Source organism: Spiroplasma endosymbiont of Cleonymus obscurus (assembly GCF_964273375.1).
Classification (GTDB): domain Bacteria; phylum Bacillota_I; class Bacilli_A; order Mycoplasmatales; family VBWQ01; genus Spiroplasma_E.
Genome location: NZ_CAXWWA010000003.1, coordinates 48,032 through 65,538 on the forward strand (window position 1 = coordinate 48,032; position 17,507 = coordinate 65,538).

General features: G+C 22.7%; 24 protein-coding genes and 2 pseudogenes. 7 read left to right on the top strand and 19 right to left on the bottom strand.

What is annotated here, in order from left to right; all coding sequences use genetic code 4:
- A complete protein-coding gene (locus ACI2WJ_RS06995; protein WP_400255297.1) occupies window positions 1-333 on the bottom strand; it encodes an IS3 family transposase in 333 nt (110 codons plus the stop codon).
- A 38-nt stretch (window positions 334-371) separates the two neighbouring features.
- Entirely contained in the window at window positions 372-512 is a 141-nt protein-coding gene (locus ACI2WJ_RS07000) for a hypothetical protein (RefSeq protein WP_400255298.1), read from the bottom strand.
- 176 nt (window positions 513-688) lie between these two features.
- Here ACI2WJ_RS07000 and ACI2WJ_RS07005 point away from each other — a divergent pair.
- Window positions 689-1,929: pseudogene (locus ACI2WJ_RS07005) on the top strand (IS256 family transposase).
- 40 nt (window positions 1,930-1,969) lie between these two features.
- Here the strand turns inward: ACI2WJ_RS07005 and ACI2WJ_RS07010 are convergent.
- Complete coding sequence (locus ACI2WJ_RS07010; protein ID WP_400255299.1) at window positions 1,970-2,113, bottom strand: IS3 family transposase; 144 nt, start codon at window positions 2,111-2,113, stop codon at window positions 1,970-1,972.
- Window positions 2,114-2,232: 119 nt separating this feature from the next.
- Window positions 2,233-2,511, bottom strand: coding sequence for a transposase (locus ACI2WJ_RS07015; RefSeq protein WP_400255300.1), 279 nt, complete (start codon window positions 2,509-2,511; stop codon window positions 2,233-2,235).
- A gap of 80 nt (window positions 2,512-2,591) precedes the next feature.
- Here ACI2WJ_RS07015 and ACI2WJ_RS07020 point away from each other — a divergent pair, with 80 nt between their 5' ends.
- The 5 genes from ACI2WJ_RS07020 (at window position 2,592) to ACI2WJ_RS07040 (ending at window position 4,778) form a co-directional block, all read left to right on the top strand.
- Complete coding sequence (locus tag ACI2WJ_RS07020; protein WP_400255436.1) at window positions 2,592-2,834, top strand: recombinase RecT; 243 nt, start codon at window positions 2,592-2,594, stop codon at window positions 2,832-2,834.
- A 102-nt stretch (window positions 2,835-2,936) separates the two neighbouring features.
- Complete coding sequence (locus tag ACI2WJ_RS07025; RefSeq protein ID WP_400255301.1) at window positions 2,937-3,491, top strand: hypothetical protein; 555 nt, start codon at window positions 2,937-2,939, stop codon at window positions 3,489-3,491.
- Window positions 3,492-3,610: 119 nt separating this feature from the next.
- On the top strand, window positions 3,611-3,745 hold the full coding sequence (locus tag ACI2WJ_RS07030) for a hypothetical protein (RefSeq protein ID WP_400255302.1): 135 nt from the start codon (window positions 3,611-3,613) through the stop codon (window positions 3,743-3,745).
- The gene (locus ACI2WJ_RS07035; RefSeq protein WP_400255303.1) at window positions 3,745-4,056 is read left to right on the top strand and encodes a hypothetical protein; all 312 of its coding nucleotides are present in this window, start codon (window positions 3,745-3,747) and stop codon (window positions 4,054-4,056) included. Before ACI2WJ_RS07030 ends, ACI2WJ_RS07035 begins: the two co-directional genes overlap by 1 nt.
- A gap of 302 nt (window positions 4,057-4,358) precedes the next feature.
- A complete protein-coding gene (locus tag ACI2WJ_RS07040) occupies window positions 4,359-4,778 on the top strand; it encodes a hypothetical protein (RefSeq protein WP_400255304.1) in 420 nt (139 codons plus the stop codon).
- A gap of 843 nt (window positions 4,779-5,621) precedes the next feature.
- On the opposite strand, the gene ACI2WJ_RS07045 is transcribed toward ACI2WJ_RS07040, so the two are convergent.
- The 6 genes from ACI2WJ_RS07045 to ACI2WJ_RS07070 are packed head-to-tail and all read right to left on the bottom strand — an operon-like array spanning window position 5,622 to window position 9,657.
- Window positions 5,622-6,221 carry a hypothetical protein gene (locus ACI2WJ_RS07045; protein WP_400255305.1) on the bottom strand — a complete coding sequence of 200 codons (600 nt, stop codon included), beginning with the start codon at window positions 6,219-6,221 and terminating at the stop codon, window positions 5,622-5,624.
- Window positions 6,209-6,442 carry a hypothetical protein gene (locus ACI2WJ_RS07050; protein ID WP_400255306.1) on the bottom strand — a complete coding sequence of 78 codons (234 nt, stop codon included), beginning with the start codon at window positions 6,440-6,442 and terminating at the stop codon, window positions 6,209-6,211. The genes ACI2WJ_RS07045 and ACI2WJ_RS07050 overlap by 13 nt, the downstream gene beginning before the upstream one ends.
- Window positions 6,408-7,706, bottom strand: coding sequence for a hypothetical protein (locus ACI2WJ_RS07055; RefSeq protein WP_400255307.1), 1,299 nt, complete (start codon window positions 7,704-7,706; stop codon window positions 6,408-6,410). Before ACI2WJ_RS07055 ends, ACI2WJ_RS07050 begins: the two co-directional genes overlap by 35 nt.
- A complete protein-coding gene (locus ACI2WJ_RS07060; protein WP_400255269.1) occupies window positions 7,618-7,884 on the bottom strand; it encodes a hypothetical protein in 267 nt (88 codons plus the stop codon). The genes ACI2WJ_RS07055 and ACI2WJ_RS07060 overlap by 89 nt, the downstream gene beginning before the upstream one ends.
- Window positions 7,869-9,002, bottom strand: a complete 1,134-nt coding sequence (locus ACI2WJ_RS07065) for a hypothetical protein (RefSeq protein ID WP_400255308.1) — start codon at window positions 9,000-9,002, stop codon at window positions 7,869-7,871. Before ACI2WJ_RS07065 ends, ACI2WJ_RS07060 begins: the two co-directional genes overlap by 16 nt.
- 1 nt (window position 9,003) lies before the next feature.
- Window positions 9,004-9,657, bottom strand: a complete 654-nt coding sequence (locus ACI2WJ_RS07070; protein WP_400255309.1) for a hypothetical protein — start codon at window positions 9,655-9,657, stop codon at window positions 9,004-9,006.
- Window positions 9,658-9,865: 208 nt separating this feature from the next.
- On the opposite strand from ACI2WJ_RS07070, the gene ACI2WJ_RS07075 reads away from it, so the two are divergent.
- Window positions 9,866-10,649, top strand: a protein-coding gene (locus ACI2WJ_RS07075; RefSeq protein ID WP_400255310.1) for an IS5 family transposase whose coding sequence is annotated in 2 segments (ribosomal slippage) — window positions 9,866-10,135 and window positions 10,137-10,649 — 783 coding nt in all. Because the reading frame shifts where the segments join, the coding sequence is not laid out codon by codon here.
- 170 nt (window positions 10,650-10,819) lie between these two features.
- Here the strand turns inward: ACI2WJ_RS07075 and ACI2WJ_RS07080 are convergent.
- The 9 genes and pseudogenes from ACI2WJ_RS07080 to ACI2WJ_RS07120 form a co-directional block, all read right to left on the bottom strand.
- Window positions 10,820-12,451: a hypothetical protein gene (locus ACI2WJ_RS07080; RefSeq protein WP_400255311.1), complete on the bottom strand. Its 1,632-nt coding sequence runs from the start codon at window positions 12,449-12,451 to the stop codon at window positions 10,820-10,822.
- A gap of 114 nt (window positions 12,452-12,565) precedes the next feature.
- Complete coding sequence (locus ACI2WJ_RS07085) at window positions 12,566-12,835, bottom strand: hypothetical protein (protein ID WP_400255312.1); 270 nt, start codon at window positions 12,833-12,835, stop codon at window positions 12,566-12,568.
- A 3-nt stretch (window positions 12,836-12,838) separates the two neighbouring features.
- Window positions 12,839-13,105, bottom strand: a complete 267-nt coding sequence (locus tag ACI2WJ_RS07090) for a hypothetical protein (RefSeq protein WP_400255313.1) — start codon at window positions 13,103-13,105, stop codon at window positions 12,839-12,841.
- A 13-nt stretch (window positions 13,106-13,118) separates the two neighbouring features.
- Window positions 13,119-13,358, bottom strand: coding sequence for a hypothetical protein (locus ACI2WJ_RS07095; protein WP_400255314.1), 240 nt, complete (start codon window positions 13,356-13,358; stop codon window positions 13,119-13,121).
- Complete coding sequence (locus tag ACI2WJ_RS07100; protein WP_400255315.1) at window positions 13,359-13,988, bottom strand: hypothetical protein; 630 nt, start codon at window positions 13,986-13,988, stop codon at window positions 13,359-13,361.
- Between the two features lie 225 nt (window positions 13,989-14,213).
- A pseudogene (locus ACI2WJ_RS07105) lies at window positions 14,214-15,002 on the bottom strand (IS5 family transposase).
- A 155-nt stretch (window positions 15,003-15,157) separates the two neighbouring features.
- Window positions 15,158-15,898, bottom strand: coding sequence for a hypothetical protein (locus ACI2WJ_RS07110; protein ID WP_400255316.1), 741 nt, complete (start codon window positions 15,896-15,898; stop codon window positions 15,158-15,160).
- On the bottom strand, window positions 15,867-16,151 hold the full coding sequence (locus tag ACI2WJ_RS07115; RefSeq protein WP_400254594.1) for a hypothetical protein: 285 nt from the start codon (window positions 16,149-16,151) through the stop codon (window positions 15,867-15,869). Before ACI2WJ_RS07115 ends, ACI2WJ_RS07110 begins: the two co-directional genes overlap by 32 nt.
- 2 nt (window positions 16,152-16,153) lie before the next feature.
- The gene (locus ACI2WJ_RS07120) at window positions 16,154-17,488 is read right to left on the bottom strand and encodes a hypothetical protein (RefSeq protein WP_400255317.1); all 1,335 of its coding nucleotides are present in this window, start codon (window positions 17,486-17,488) and stop codon (window positions 16,154-16,156) included.
- Between the last annotated feature and the right edge of the window lie 19 nt (window positions 17,489-17,507).

The window sequence follows — 17,507 nt, forward strand, 5'->3', positions numbered from 1 at the left end:
CTATTTTTTGGTAGACATTTTTTCATGATATTTAACTGGAGTTAGGTAGTTTAAAGTGCTGTGGATTCGTATGTTGTTGTATCAATTGATATAATCAAATAATTCTAATTTTAATTGGATTAATGATGTAAAATTTTTATCATTAATAAATTCAGTTTTGAAAGTTTTGAAAGTTGCTTCAGCAACAGCATTATCATAAGGACAACCTTTTTTGCTTAAAGAACGGGTAATATTGAATGCTAATAAAAGTTTATCAATAGTTTTATTATTGAATTCATTACCGCGATCACTATGAAATATTTGAATATCTTTTAAACAGCGATTTGATTGCATAAATGCTTGATATACTAATGATGCATCTTTTTTAGTACCTACACACTATGTCCAATAATTTCGCGGTTAAATAGGTCGATTAATAAGCAAATATAGTTTCACTTACCATTAACTTGAACATAAGTTAAATCACTAACAATAACTTCATTTTTAAGTCTATTATTAAAGTTTCTATTCACAAGATTGCTTATTTGGCTATCATTGACTTTGTTATGATGATTTTTAAATGATAATTTAGTGTATTTTGATATTAAAAATTATAGTAATGTTTAGTAATCTGTGTAACTTACAAAAATAACTATGTTTAATTAATTCTAGTAAATATAATTAAATGACTAGAAAGAGTGAGTTACAGATGGCTAAAAAAGATAACTTTAATAATAATGATCCAATATCAAAAGCAGTAGATTTATTATTAGAAAATACTGAAGATTTAACAACAGTTTTTAAAGAAGGGGGTTTATATAAAGAATTAACAAAACGTTTAGTTGAAAAAATGTTGAATTCTGAGATGCAAAATTATTTAGGATATGAAAAAAATCAACATAGTAATAGTGACAATGCTCGTAATGGTATAAGTTCAAAAAAATTAATAATTCAACAAGGTAAAATTGAGATTGATGTACCACGAGATCGTAATAGTAATTTTACTCCTGTAATAGTGCCAAAAAGACAGAGAAGATTTGATGGTTTTGATCAACAAGTTCTTTCCTTATATGCAAAAGGTATGACATTATCAGATATTAGAATGCAGTTACAAGAGTTATATCATGGTGCTGATATTAGTGAAAGTGTTATTAGTCAAATTACTGATGATGTGATTGATGATGTCAAAGCATGACAAAATAGACCATTAGAAGGCATTTATCCCATTGTTTATTTTGATTGTATAGTAGTTAAAGTACGACAAGATAAACGCATTATTAACAAATCAGTTTATATAGCTTTAGGTGTTGATTTAGAAGGTAAAAAAGATGTTTTAGGTTTATGAATTAGTGAAAATGAAGGCGCTAAATTTTGATTAGCAAATTTAACAGAAATGAAAAATCGTGGCTTAAATGATATTCTTATTGCTTGTAGTGACAACTTAACAGGCATGTCAGAAGCAATACAATCAGTTTATCCTAAAACTGAACATCAATTATGTATATAGTTCATCAAATCAGAAATAGTTTAAAATATGTTTCATACAAACATCGAAAATCACTAGTTACAGATTTAAAGCCAATTTATAATGCATGTAGTGAAGAACAAGCAATGCAAGCTTTAGAATCATTTGAAAGTAAATGAAATAAACACTATCCTCAAATTGCTAAATCTTGATATAAAAATTGATCCAATTAATGATTTTTATTAGTTATCCTCCAGAAATCAAAAGAGTGATTTATACTACAAATTCTATTGAATCTGTTAATAGTCAATTACGAAAAGTCATCAGAAATAAAAAAGTTTTTCCAAATGATATGGCAGTTTTCAAAATATTTTACTTAGCAATTGAAAATATAACAAAAAAAATGAACAATGCCCATTCAAAATTGAAATACAGCAATTGCTCATTTTATGATAAAATTTGAAGACAGAATTAATCTGAACTAGTACTTTGCAAAACAAAGATACACAGATTATTAAAAAGCCTCTAAATTTTATGCTGATTCATAATTTCTTTAATTTTTTTGCGTGATAAATAAATTTCTTTATTTTCTAGACTGACTTTTAATCTTCTTGTTCCATAAACTTCTTTATTTTGTTTAAAAGCACTAATAACAGCTTCATCATACATATTATTTTTGATTTTATCTTCTTTTTTCTTTAAATTAAAATAATATGTTGATTTAGAAAGTTTTAAAAAACGACAAATTGGACGAATTTTATATTTAGATTTATTATTTGTAATAATCTCTACTTTCTGCCTATTATTAGTGCTACTTGCTTTAAAATATCATTCTCCATTCTTAATTGTTTTAATTCTTTATTTGCTTGAATTAATTGTTTTTCTAAATCCGAAAGATTATCTTTAGTTTTAAAACTGCCTGAATTTGTAAATTGCTTAATTCATTTATAAGTAGCTGCTCTTGTAACGTTGTATTCTTTAGCAAGGCAAGATACTGATTTGCCATTTTGATATAAAGATACTATTTGTTTTTTAAATTCATCATTATATGAGTTAATATTGGCCATAATTATATTTCCTTTCTTTTAACTAATTTGTTCACTTGTCTACGTAATTAGTGTCCAATAAAGTGTAACACATCCAATTTATTGTTAGTGATTTTGATAGTATGGCATTAAAAACTGTACTTACTCAATTATTAAGAAAATGGGGAATTATGAGTACTGAAATGCAAATTGCATATGAAAGTGACCAAGCAATTATTACTGAAACAGAAAAAATATATATTGATAATCCAAATACTAATAATGTAATTGAAAATAATACAAATTTTCAACAATTAGAAAAAAATATAAATAAATTAGATAATTTGGTATTTAAAAATGAATAAATGTAAAAAATGTAATAAAAGAATCTGATTAAGTAAAAATTGATGTATGAAATGTTTAGAAATAATAGTTAATAATTTAACTAAAAATAAGGAGAAATAAATATGACTAATTATTTACTTTCAATTGACCCAAGTATAAAAAATACTGGATTTACTTTATGAAAAAAAGTTTATTTACATGATAAATATGATTTTTGAAATTGAAAACCAATTTGAATTGGTAGTTGTAGTTTTAAAAAAAATGGTATTGAGAATTTTAATAGAGATATGCAATATGTTGTATATGGAACTTTAGAATTAAAAGATGAATTAACTAATTCTAAAAATAATTTAAATTTAATTATTGAACGTGGTACTTTTCATTCAAAAAATGGAATTGGTTATGAAACTCAAGAACATTTACGTGGTTTTATTGCAGGACAATTTAATAAATTAATAACAAAAGATATGTTAATAAGTCCAAGTGAATGAAAAAAATGATATGTAAAAAAATCATTTATAAATATTTTAATTAATGATGAATGAGATAAAGAAAGTTCAATAAGACTAGCAAAAGTATTAATTGAACAAAATAATTGAAATATAACAATATCAAATCATGATGAAGCAGATAGTTTATTAATTGGTTGATATTATTTAAATAAGGAGAATAAATAATGACAGCAGTAGAAATATGAATACTTAGTTTAGTAACAGTAATAATTGGAGTATTAATTTTATTTGGAATTACTGTATTTATTGTATATTTAATAGATTTAATAAAAGGAGAATAAATAATGAATAAAAAGAATAAAGAAAAAATTAAAGTTAAAAATCATGAATTTGAATTATATGATTATCAAATTGATACTTTATTAGATATTATAAGAGAAATGATAAAAGCAAATATATATGAAAGAAGAATAGATTAATGCAAAAACAAAAACAAGAAAAAGTATTACTTAAATGTATTGTTAAAGATTGTAATAGTAAAGTATTAGTTACTTTAAAAACTTTAAATATTGAAGATAGTGCTGTTCAATTTTTTAATATGTGTTATTTTCATAAAAAACAATTTAAAAATAAAATAAAAGAAATTAAAAATAAGGAATGACTAAATGAGATAGTAAATTTAGCAAAATGATTAATGGAACAATGATTAGAAGCCAGAAAAAATAATGATAAAGAATATATGCGAATAATACAAGATAGTTTTAATGAATTTGATTGAGATAATAACTAAATTATTTATATTTAGTATAGAAAATATGATATAATTAATATGTTTAGATGAGTATGCAATTTAAACTATTTTTACTACTTTATGAGAGTTTTGTCTGTATTGTGCATGATATTGATATAGCATATATGAAAAGATTAGAACATAATAAAAGTAGTTGTTTTAAATCTAATTATTTTTCGGTCACTAGTAATAGTGACTTTTTGTTTTTATATATGGTATAATGATTTTAAAATTAATATAAGTTTTTAACTCATTATTTTATTTTAAAGTAAATGAGTTTTTTTATTTTGAAAGGAGAAAAAATGATTATAGAATTTTTAATCGCAGAAGCAAAAATCAAAGAAGAATTAGATAAAATAATTACTAATAAAAACCAATTTACTTCAGAAGTTATTAAAGAAAAAATTGAAGTTATTAAAGAAAAACTTAAAACATTAGATAAAAAAATTGAAAAAGAAATAAAAGTTAGTAAATTTAAAAAAATTATTTATTCAATATTCAAAATATTTACTTTTGGAAAAATTGATAAAAATAAAATTATTAACAAAAAAAATAATTTTCTTAATAAAATCAAAAATAAAATTAATAAAAATGTTCAAACAATAAAAGAATTATATATAAGGAAAACAAATCCAATAAATATAGATGTTAATGAAATTAATGATAACTTTAATAGTGAATTATTAATAAATTCAAAGAAATCTAATTTAATAAAAGTATAAAAAAAGTTACCGTTTGGTAACTTTTTAATTAGGTGCCAACCTAACAACAATATAATATTAAGAACTTTTTATTTCATATACTTACATAAGTAAGTAATATAATTATACATTATTTAAGATTGTGGGGGAATATTATTTTCGTTAGATTTTATTTTAAATTTAAAAATATATTTTAATTTTGGAAATTTCTTAATTAATTTTAAAATTATTGGAATAAAATAAAAACATAATAACTCAATACATCCGAAAATAATGAAAACATAATAAACACTTTTTATATTTAAATTATTATTAAAAAAATAAAAAAGTAAAGGACATATAAGAAAAAAAGTTAAAGTAGCATATATATATATATAGTTTTTAATATTTTTATTATCACAAAAACGAATAAATAATTTGTACGGTACAAACATTAAAAACAAAAATGTTATAGATAAGGTAATTGAAATTGTATAAGGAGAATTAACAAAATCATCTCATCATGGTCAAAATTCATTACGATTTAAAAAATACATATTTAATCACTTCCTAAATATTACCTAATTATATTTTAATTGTATCAAATTATCTTGCATTTAAAACTATTTTATTAATATTAGATTTAATATTTGATATATATCTATATGCTCAACTTTTATCAGGTTCTCTTTGTGCAGAATTGGTATATTCTATTTTACCTAAATTACCTTGTAAATAAATAATTCAATTTAGTTTTTCAGAGTTATTAACTATGTTAAATATTATAGGAAAATTATTATTTATTTTTTGTTCATAAGAATTATAACTCTTCTTAATTTTTAAATCAAATTCGTAATTACAGAAAGAATATGAAGTAAAAACATTTTAATTACTAAAACTTTTATAATAAGCATTTGCAAAATAATCAGTAACTTCATTAGGAGCAATTGTACCAAACTTACTTAAAAATTCAGCCTCTGGAAAATTGCCTTTATTTATTTTTAAATCTTTTAAATTAATAGTTATACTTGTAGCTTTTATTTCTTTTGAAGGATTAAAAGTTTCATTATTAATATCAATAGTATTTAAATCAGAACTTTTTGAATTGAATATTGTTTCAATATTATAACTATAATAAATAGTTACACTTTTATAATATCTTTGTAAATCATTAAAAGTATTAATTAATAATGTAGAGTCTAATAATGAATTTAAATCAATTTCATATTTACTAAATTTACTTATATTTTTTTCTTCTCATTCTTTTATATTGCTATATCCTTTTTTTATTAAAGATACATCATTCGCTGTCATATCGATTTTTAAATCTGGATTAATAATTATTGATTTTGCTATATTTTGAGGACTTGGTGGTAATATTTTTGCTGGATAACTAAATGTAGTTTCTTCACTTTCTGAGTATTCATCATGGTTTAATTTATATAAAGTTGTTCAATTAAAAGCATTACCAGTTAAATAACCCATATTATTATACGAAATTGTGCAATTGATATTTCATTATAATCACCTTGATAAGTAAATGGATTATCACTATAAAATGTATGTCTTTCTTCACCTTGATGTAATGATTGAGTTACAATTGTATCAATAATATAAGCATAATTTGAACCATCAATAACTCCATTACTTGTCGGATTTCATTGACAATCTTTATCTTCATGAGTTAATACTACTCATATCAACATTATAATTACCAGTTAAATTATTTATATTTCATTCACTATCTCAAAAGAATTTTGCTTCTCCTACTGATGTACCATTACTTAATCTTGCTTTATCTTTATCAAAAGATAACATACCTTTAAAATCTTTTGTTACAAATAAATTATCTTGAAAATTTAATGAAGTTTTTAATCATTCTGTAAAATTTTTAAAATTAGTAAATCCAGTAGGTTTAGCGTCCATAATATTATAAAATGTTGTTTCTGGATGACTACTTGTAGTTATTTTATCATTTATTCCAGCAAGTAAACCACCATTATTTTTAACTTCAGTTGTAGATTTTTCATTATTACCAGCAATAAATAATCTTCTTGAAGAAAATACTTTACTTTCAAATATTTCTTCATTATTTTGTTGTATTGGTTCTTGACCTTGAATTATTGGTCTTCCATAATAATAACAACTTGTTAATAATTCTAATCCATAACTTTGTCTATGACTATATCTTACTCCTATATCACGCATTAAAGTACGATTTAAAGTTACTTTTCCTTGTTGAATAGTAGGGAAAGCATAACCACTACCTGGGCTTGCATATTGTACAAAATCAAGTGTATTTTGACCAGTAGAAACTACTCTATCATTTAAACTACTAAAAGTTAATACTTGCATACTAAATGCACCATTATAAGGACTATAATAATTTGTTACATTTGAAATATATAATAATTGTCTATCTTGATTTTTACCACTATTACCACCAATATTTTCATTTTCATCATTAAATACACAAAAAAATTGTAAATAATCATCAATTGTAATATGTTCTTCAAACATTACTAAAGTATATTGTCTTTTTGTTTGTACTGTTTTAAATATTTGATTATTTGGTAAATTACTAAAATCAACACCACTTGTATCATCAATTAAATAAGCATTTCAATAATCACCAATTTTATATTGTTTTGTATAAAATTCATCTTGACCATTAACTTTATGTATTTCTTCATTAATTTTACCTTTATTTTTTTGATATATTTTTGTACTATTTTTTCAAATACATACAACTGGAGTAGTACCAGTTAATATTAATTCATATTGACCAAAATCACTAATTTTACTATTAATTGGTTTATAACCAGTTTCAGTTAAAGGAATTGCTCCATTATTAATAACAAATGGAAATATTTTTCAATAACTACATCTCTTTATTAATTGTTGAGTTTGCTTTAATACTAGATGTGCTTGTTTCATTAATTGAATTCTTACTGCGTTGTTCATTATCATTTGTATTATCTCCTAAATTTTTATTTAAAAATTTATTTTCATTAATAATATGTTCTAATTTTTGTTTTGCCATTAATGTATCAATATTTTCATATAAACTAATTGCTTCAACTATTGACATTGTTCCATTATTTAATCTACTATTAATTAATTCATCTTGTACTAATTGGTCAACCATAGCAATTGGTATAAATTCAAAACTATAAGTCTTTCACCTTTACAATTTCAATATACTTTTCCATTTTCATCTTTAGAAAAAGTTACTAACATATCAAACATTCTATATAAATAAGTTGTATAATGTGTTATTTTAACTTCTGTTGTTTGCATATCAAATTTATTATTCATTAATGTTTTAGTTTTATTTTCATAATTAATACCATTAAATTCATCATAATCATAACCAGCACCATTAAATATTTGTTTTGCTGTACCATTATAATCAAGTCAATATTCACCAAATTTTGGATTACCTTGTACAATATCAACTCCACCATTACCACCTTTTACATAATTTGCAGTAGTAATATTTAAAAATGCATCTTTAATAATTGATTGAAAATCATCACTTAAATTTAAAGCTTTAAATTTTTCATTATCAATAATTCCATAAAATCTAGTTAAATTTAATATTCTTTCTTTTCTTTTTTGTTTAATAATATGTTGTAAATCTCATATTAAATTTCATACTGGTGCACAATCTGGATATGCATTCATTTGTGTACTATTACCATAAAAATGAATTTGTGGTAAATTTGTAATTTCAACAATTGGTAAATAACCAAATGGATTTTTTAATTCATATTTTTCTTTTAATTGACTTTCTGGTTTAATTTTTGATTTTGTACTACCTAATAAAATTTCTCTATTACCATTAAATATTTCAACTTTTACTTTTGAATTTTCTATTGTTACTCATGTTAAACTACCATTATCACTTTGTTCATTCATAAAAAATAATTCTGCTGATTGTTCTTGTTCATTAAATTTAGCAACACGTGACATAAAACTTGGACTTGGTAAAGTTAAACTTAATTCACCATTTTTAGTTAACATTCATATTAAAAAACATTTACCTAATAATGAATTTTGAATACCAAATTGATATAATTTTTCATTTCATTTATCTTTATCTTTTAATTTATTTAAAAAATTTAATAATTCTTTATTTTCACTTTTAAATAATAAACCTTTACCTAATCATAACATTGTACTTTTATTTGCAATAATTCTAGGTATATCTAATTCTCAAGTACCTTCATGTATACTAAAATATTCTGTTTGACTATAATTCATATTATCACTCCTTATTATTAATAAAACTATATTGTTTACCAAATTCAAATTTAGTTTTATTAATTAATAATTCATTATTTATTTGTTCAATTAATCATTTCATATCATTCATTAATGCATAACAATCACTATCTCAAGTATCATCATATAAATCTAACATTTTAGGTTCATTATTTGAATTTTCTATTTTAGATTTAGATAATCATTGAATTAAACTATATTGTCTTTTAGTTTCTGGGCAATTATTTCAATCATAACTTAATATATTTTTAATTAATCCAGTAGTAGTAAAATCAATTCTATCTTTTAAATACATTACTGATTTATCTACTGGTTCAAAATTTAATCAATTCATATTTCTTTTATTTTTTTCTACATTTAAAATATCAATAAATGCTTGACCACCATTACCATAATCAACATAACAAGTAAAACCTTTAAACATAGCAAAATATTTTTGTGCTTCAATTAAATAATAATCAATAATACTATTTGCTAATTCATAAGTATTTTTAAAATGCATTGCTGGTTGACCATTAATATTAGCATTACTATGATAAAATTCACTTACTTTATGCGCTCTTCTTCCATTATGATTTTCACCAATAAATCATAATGAAGCAGCAGTTGGATGACCACTACTACTTGTTGCCATACCTATATCTAAACCACCAGTTATTTTAGAAACTTGAAAATCTAATTCAGTATTTACTTTATCAAGATATCTTGCAAATATAGCACCTTGTAAAACACTAGGTACACCATAATATCAACTTTGTGCTTTAATAGGGTCTAAGAACCTGTTTAAAATCTTTTAGAGAAATAGGGTAAAATGATTATATATTTTAAGATAAGAGGTATATATGCGTAAAAATTATCCTAGTAATGTTAGCAAAGAGCAATTTGAAAATATAAAATCAATTTTAGAAAATACTAAAAAGAGAACTAAACCAAGAAGCTTAGATTTATATGAAGTATTTTGTGCAGTTTTATATGTATTAAAAAGTGGTTGTCAATGAAGAATGTTACCAAAAGATTTTCCAAAATGACAAATTGTATATTATTATTTTCAAGTTTGAAGTAAAAATAATGGTAATGAACCTAGTGTATTACAATTAGTTTTAAAAAAAATTAGTCATGGCATTTCGTATCAATAATGGTAGAAAAGAACAAACTAGTTTTTGTATAATTGATTCACAAAGTGTTAAAAATACAGATACTACTAAAAACAAAGGTTATGATGCTGGTAAAAAGATTTCAGGAATAAAGCGTCATATTGCTGTTGATTCTCAAGGTTTACCACATGCAATTTACATAACCACAGCAGAAAAAACAGATCGTAACAGTGCTATAATAATGATTGAAAATGAAAAAGAGAATCTTTCTGCAGTTCAAAAAATACTAGTAGATGCTGGTTATACTGGTGAAAAATTTGCTTCTAAAATTAAAACAATTATAAATGCAAATGTTGAAGTTATAAAACGTAATGAATTACATTCTTTTGTAGTATTACCAAAAAGATGAGTTGTAGAACGAAGCTTTGCTTGATTAGAAAAATGCAGAAGATTATGAAAAAATTGTGAAAAAAAATTAAATACTAGCTTACAAATGGTTGTTCTTGCCTTTATTTCAATAAAATTTAACTAAAACAAGGAATAATAATTTATAAGTAGGTATTTAATTAACATTTTATTTTCTTTTTCATTTTTTGGTTAAAAAGATTTTATCATTTGATGACTTATCGACTAAAAATTTATTTTTTATTATAAAATAACTATCATAATGTTCTTCTTATTAAAAATTAATCAAAAAAGATTTTAAACAGGTTCTAATACTTCTAAACTAATAATTGCTCCACCATTACCACCATTTAAAGTTAAACTTCAATCTGTATTATCAAAATTAATATTTAATGTACTATCACTATTACCAATTTTTCCCGAAGCAATTCTTCAATTACCAGTACCTATTAATTTAGGTGATTTAAAAAATATAACTTGTTGATAACCTTTATTTAAAGGATTTTCTTCTGTAACTTCTCATGTAACAAATACTCTATAAATATATTGATTAAAAGGTGCAGTTGGTATATGTCATTTCTTATCATTAATTCTATTACCTATTACTTTTCATTTAATAATTTTAAAATCTTCTAATTTTTTATTTATTTCATTTATACCACCAACAACAGTTTTATTAGTAGTTTCTAATTTATTATCTGTTTGCTCTTGTTTAAAACTTATTATAGTATCAATATCACTTTTTAATTCATCTATTTCTTTTTTTGTATAATAATTATCTAAATTAGGTATTTTATCATCTATATATTTCTTATTTGGAATATCTAAATCATCAGTTATAACTGGATTATTTCTATAAATTAAAGTTTTACCACCAACATTAGTTTTAATAACTTCATTAACTAATCTTGTAGTGCTATCTTTATCATCTTTATTATTAAATATTCTATTTTCATCAACTGAACTTCCACCATTAGAATTAATTTTAATATCTGAACCAGTTCCAGTAATAGTAATATTATCTCCAGCATTATTTTCTGTTAATTGTGATTGTTTTTTATCTAATAAATTATCAACATATTCTTTAGTTGTAGCATCACTTAAAAAAGTAGGTGTTCCAACATCAATAATTCTTTTACCATTAACATCAATACCTTTATCATCTTTTGGTTTAATAAAATTAGGATTATCTTTATCAACTTCTCATAATGATTCACCACTACCACCAGTAGCACTAATAACTTTCTTTTCTTGACCTTCTTTACCATCAACTAATTTCATAGTATCATTACTAAAATATTTAGTAAATAATTCAATTGTTGTTAAATTATCAAATGATTTTATACCATTTGTATCAATATAAACTACTGAACCCATAATATTTTTTGGATGACTAATAGTAATTTTAGTTCTATTATCACTACTTTTAATATTATTAGATTGTAAATAAATTTCTCATGGATTTTGTTCACCACCATTACCCATAAATTTTTTAAATCAATTTTGTTTAGGTGAAACATTAAGATTAAAACCTTGCATAATTGGATATTCATTTATTTCTTTTAAATAATTAAATACTTGTGGAACAATATAATAAGGGTCTTCTGGATTATTTTGTGAATAAGTAATACCACCTTGACCAATACTTGCTTGACCACGTGCATATTCAACACCTTTACCTAATAAAAAATTAACATAATGAGTAGTTGCAGTTTGAATATTATCTGTAAATTTTGTTGGATTTATTTCTGGTCATTTTTTTGAAATAGTAAAACCACTTAAATAATCAATATTACTACTTGCAATTTCTATTGCATATCTAATTTCACTATCTGGTGTTGTAACTTCATCAAATAATGATTTATTAAAACCTTTTCAATTTTTAAATTCTTCAATTGTAATAAACATTAATGGGTCTTTAATAGCCATAATAATTTACTCCTTAATGTAAAATAAAGGGTATTTAAACCCTTTAAATTTTAAATTTAGTTACTTTTTTCTTATCTTTTTCAGATAATTCTTTCTTTTTAGATTTTTGTGCTATTACAAATTATCTATTTGTTCTTGTTCTACATTAAAACTATCAAGTAATTTAGCAGTTGATGTAGTTTCTAATTGTAATTGAGAATTTTTTTGTTTAATATTTGCTTTAATAAATTCTAATTCTTTATTATTTTTTAATTCTTTTGCTAAATTTGATTGTTTTGATTTTTTAATAAATTTTGATAAAAATAATAAAACAATAGTAACAATTACTCCACTAGCAACTGCTCCACTTAATACTGCTGATATTACTGTTGTAGATAAATTCATTTTTTATTCCTCCAATTGTATTTTATTTGAATGTTGTTTACATAAATGACATTCTTTTTTATGTTTTCTAATTTCTTTATATTGATATATTAAATAAGGACTTGTAATAATAATTGGTATTGTTATCAATGCATATTTAATTAATTTTCCATAATTACCTAATTTAGTTACTAAATTTAATCCAATATGACCAAACATAGGAAATAAAGTTAATATTAAATGGTCAGGTCAAGTAAAATTATATTGATTAGTATAATTACCTATTCCCATTTCTATTGGTATTTTAGGTATTAATCAAGGTGTTATTGTAAAAAAATAATGTTATTAACATACCAATAATATGACTAGTTATTTTTAAAATATTTGATATTAAAATTTTTATTTTATCTATATGAGTACTATTTTTATTAAATCAAATCTTATTTAATTTTTTATATTCTTTATTATCTTTACTTAATGGATTAATAGTATTTCATATACCAATTGGTTTAATTGGTTTATCTAATTCAATAATAATTACCACCTACTTTCATGTTTTATAAAAATTAGAATTTCTTTTAATTTTTATATATTTATTTGTATGTAAAGAATTTTTTAATAATTGTTTTCTTTCATATCTTCATTGTGTACTTCCAATTTCATTTTTAGATAAAGTTTTATATTCTTTTAATTTAAAAAAACCTTTTTCTAATCTATTAATAAAATGCATAGTTTTTTGTACATTAATATTATTAGGATAAATTACACTAGTATCTTGTGAACCATAATATTTACCTTTTTTTGCTAATTCACTTTTAACATATTTTCTTAGTTGACTTGGTAATCATTTTCTATTTCAAAATTTTCAAAATATTGTTCCAGCACCAGAACCATTTTTACCTTTAGCTTGTGTCATTAATATTCATATTTCTTGTGGAAATGTTGGATAAGTATATGGACCATATCATATTTGTCTTTTATCATTATCACTTTGAAATAATGTTGTTAAAGTTCCAATTTTTAAATTTTTATTATTAACAATAAATCTTCCTTTTTTAAATCATGAACTTGATAATACTTCTCATGCATTTTCTGGTATTTCTTCTTCATTTTCTTTAAATAAATTATCAAATTTATTTACATAATTTTTAACTGTTCTAATTTCTGTTGGCATAATAGAATTTTTAAAACTATTTATTGGATTTTTAAATTTATTAATTTCATTTTGTAATATAGATAATTCACTTGGTTTTAATATACTTGTTAATTTTTTAAGTATATTTGGATTAAAAACACTATATGGTTGATGTATTTCTTTTTCACTAATATTTTCACTATCAAATACTGCTTTTAATGATTGATTTTTATAAGAACCTGTTTAAAATCTTTTAGAACCTGTTTAAAATCTTTTCAATAAAATTGAAATAAAGGCAAGAACAACCATTTGTAAGCTAGTATTTAATTTTTTTTCACAATTTTTCATAATCTTCTGCATTTTTCTAATCATGCAAAACTTCGTTCTACAACTCATCTTTTTGGTAATACTACAAAAGAATGTAATTCATTACGTTTTATAACTTCAACATTTGCATTTATAATTGTTTTAATTTTAGAAGCAAATTTTTCACCAGTATAACCAGCATCTACTATTATTTTTTGAACTGCAGAAAGATTCTCTTTTTCATTTTCAATCATTATTATAGCACTGTTACGATCTGTTTTTTCTGCTGTGGTTATGTAAATTGCATGTGGTAAACCTTGAGAATCAACAGCAATATGACGCTTTATTCCTGAAATCTTTTTACCAGCATCATAACCTTTATTTTCAGTAGTATCTGTATTTTTAACACTTTGTGAATCAATTATACAAAAACTAGTTTGTTCTTTTCTACCATTATTGATACGAAATGCCATGACTAATTTTTTTTAAAACTAATTGTAATACACTAGGTTCTTTACCATTATTTTTACTTCAAACTTGAAAATAATAATATACAATTTGTCATTTTGGAAAATCTTTTGGTAACATTCTTCATTGACAACCACTTTTTAATACATATAAAACTGCACAAAATACTTCATATAAATCTAAGCTTCTTGGTTTAGTTCTCTTTTTAGTATTTTCTAAAATTGATTTTATATTTTCAAATTGCTCTTTGCTAACATTACTAGGATAATTTTTACGCATATATACCTCTTATCTTAAAATATATAATCATTTTACCCTATTTCTCTAAAAGATTTTAAACAGGTTCTAATAATTTTTTAAAGCATTTATTAATGCTAATTTAATATCATTACTTGCTAATGCATAATATATTCATTCAATAATTAAAGGTAACATTATAAACTCATATGACTATAATCTCATCTTAAATTTGATTCACTATTAGTACCATATTCACTTACACTATCATTAATAAGATTTGCAGTTTCATTATTAAATAGTGTTTCTTGCATTTCTTCAATATGATTTGTAGTTTCCATAGGTAGTAAATTATGGATAATTTCACTTGCACCAGCAATTATGGTAGGTATTGCATAAGCATTATTAAAATCATTATTTATACCCATAGCAACACCACTACTAATCAAACATCCACCAGTTGCCATATTACAAATCTTTCTTATTGCTTCAAATTTATTAGGTATTAACTCAGTTAATCCACTAATAAGATTTGAAATACCATAAGCATTTAAACTAATATATGTATCTCAATCCATTAAATTATTATTATTTTTCATTAATAATAAATCATCTGGAAATGGATTAGGATTTGGATTAATTGAATTAATAGTAAATTTAGCACAATTTGATAATCCAATTGTTCCTAATCCTAATAATATTTTTTTAGAACTATTAATTAATTTAGTTTTAGTATTTGGTCTTTGATTTAAATTTCAAATATCTAAACCTAATTTTTTACCAAATAATAAACTATTAATTGAACCTAGTACTGGATTACCTATTACTTGACCATAATAAGCACTTGTACCAATCATTGCCATTAAAGGACTTATTGAAGAACGAATTATCTTTAATAAAGTATAATTATTTGATTGTATAATGGTGTCATTTGGCATTTTCATTTACTCCTTCTACATTAGTTTGTTTTTCTATTTTAATTATTACTTTACCTTCACAATGTATATTATCTCCAACACATATTGCATAACTATCATGTACATCACTTACTATAAAATAATCATTTCTTAATTTAGGATATTCATCTAATAAAATTGCTCTAATATCATTACTTGTAGTTAAATCTTCTGGCTTTGGTGAATAAATAGTAATATGTGCTTTTTCATCAAAATATTTATAAATATATTCCATAATTATTTTTTAGAAAATTTTAATTCTATTTCTTCAATATAATCTTTATCATTACCAGTCATAGTAGCACTTTTTGATGTAATATTACTAAATGTTGCTTTACCTTTTTCATAACCATTATTACCAGCATTTATTATTGCAGTTTCTAATTCATCATTAGTTGGTGTATCACCAGCCATTTTAATTTTTCCTAAATTTTTAAAATAAATTAAATCATTTAAACTAATTCTAAAATCATCAAAATCAGCAATTTTAAATGTTACTGGTGATTTTTCTCTTTCTGCTGGAGTTAATTTAATTCAATTAGTTCAACAACGTTTTTGTGCTTCTTTAATTTCATCAGCTGTTGGCATTTTTTCCATAATAATAAATGATAATCAACCACGAATTGCTGTTGTTATACCATAAAGTGCTTTACCTAATGTTTTTTGATTTAATGTATCATTATCAATTAAATTAACAATTTTTTGAAAACTATTAGGTTGTGCAAATGCATTTCTATGTACAAAAACTCCTAATACTTTTTTTAAATCAAATGTTTTTTCTAAATGTAAACCAGTTTTAGTATCTTTAACCATATCTTTATTTAAAAACATATGTTTATATAAAAACATACCAAATACTGATTGTTTATATAATTGACCACTTGCTACAGTATCTGCTGAAATTTGACCATAATTTAATCTTAAATATGCTTTTGTTAATTGTAACATTGGAGTAAATCCTAATGCACCAATAAAATCACTTACATTTGTACCAATTTCAGTTTCAGTTATATTTCCTAATAATTCATTCATTTTATCACCAATTTGATAAAATGCTGATTTTGCTGTATCTTCTGTCATTTCTAACATATTAATAGGAATTACTTGTGATTTAGCAATACAATAATCTTTAATACCTTGTAAAAAAATACATTCTTGTATAAATAAATAATTTCTTAATGCACTTTCTGCTCATATTGATAACATATTTGCTTTTAATGGAATTGGACTTGACATAAATCTATTCATATCAAAATCTTCAGTTCTTCAATCAATAACTAATATTTGATCTAAAATAACACTAGTTGTTCTTAATGTTGTTCATTGTTTATTTGTACCAGTCATAACATCATATTTTGAACCTCAACGTAAACGTTCAGCAATACGATAATATGCTTCTACTGCTCCAGGTATTTCACTTATTTGTTCTGCAACTGCACTTGCTTTTAAAAACATCATACTTTCATCATTATAAAGTATACCTTTTACTTGAGCTTCCATAGCAGTTAACATTGCTTTATTTCCATTATTACCACCAGTAATTAAACCAGTTGGAACTTGTGGAATAGCCATAATATCTCTCCTTTTGAGA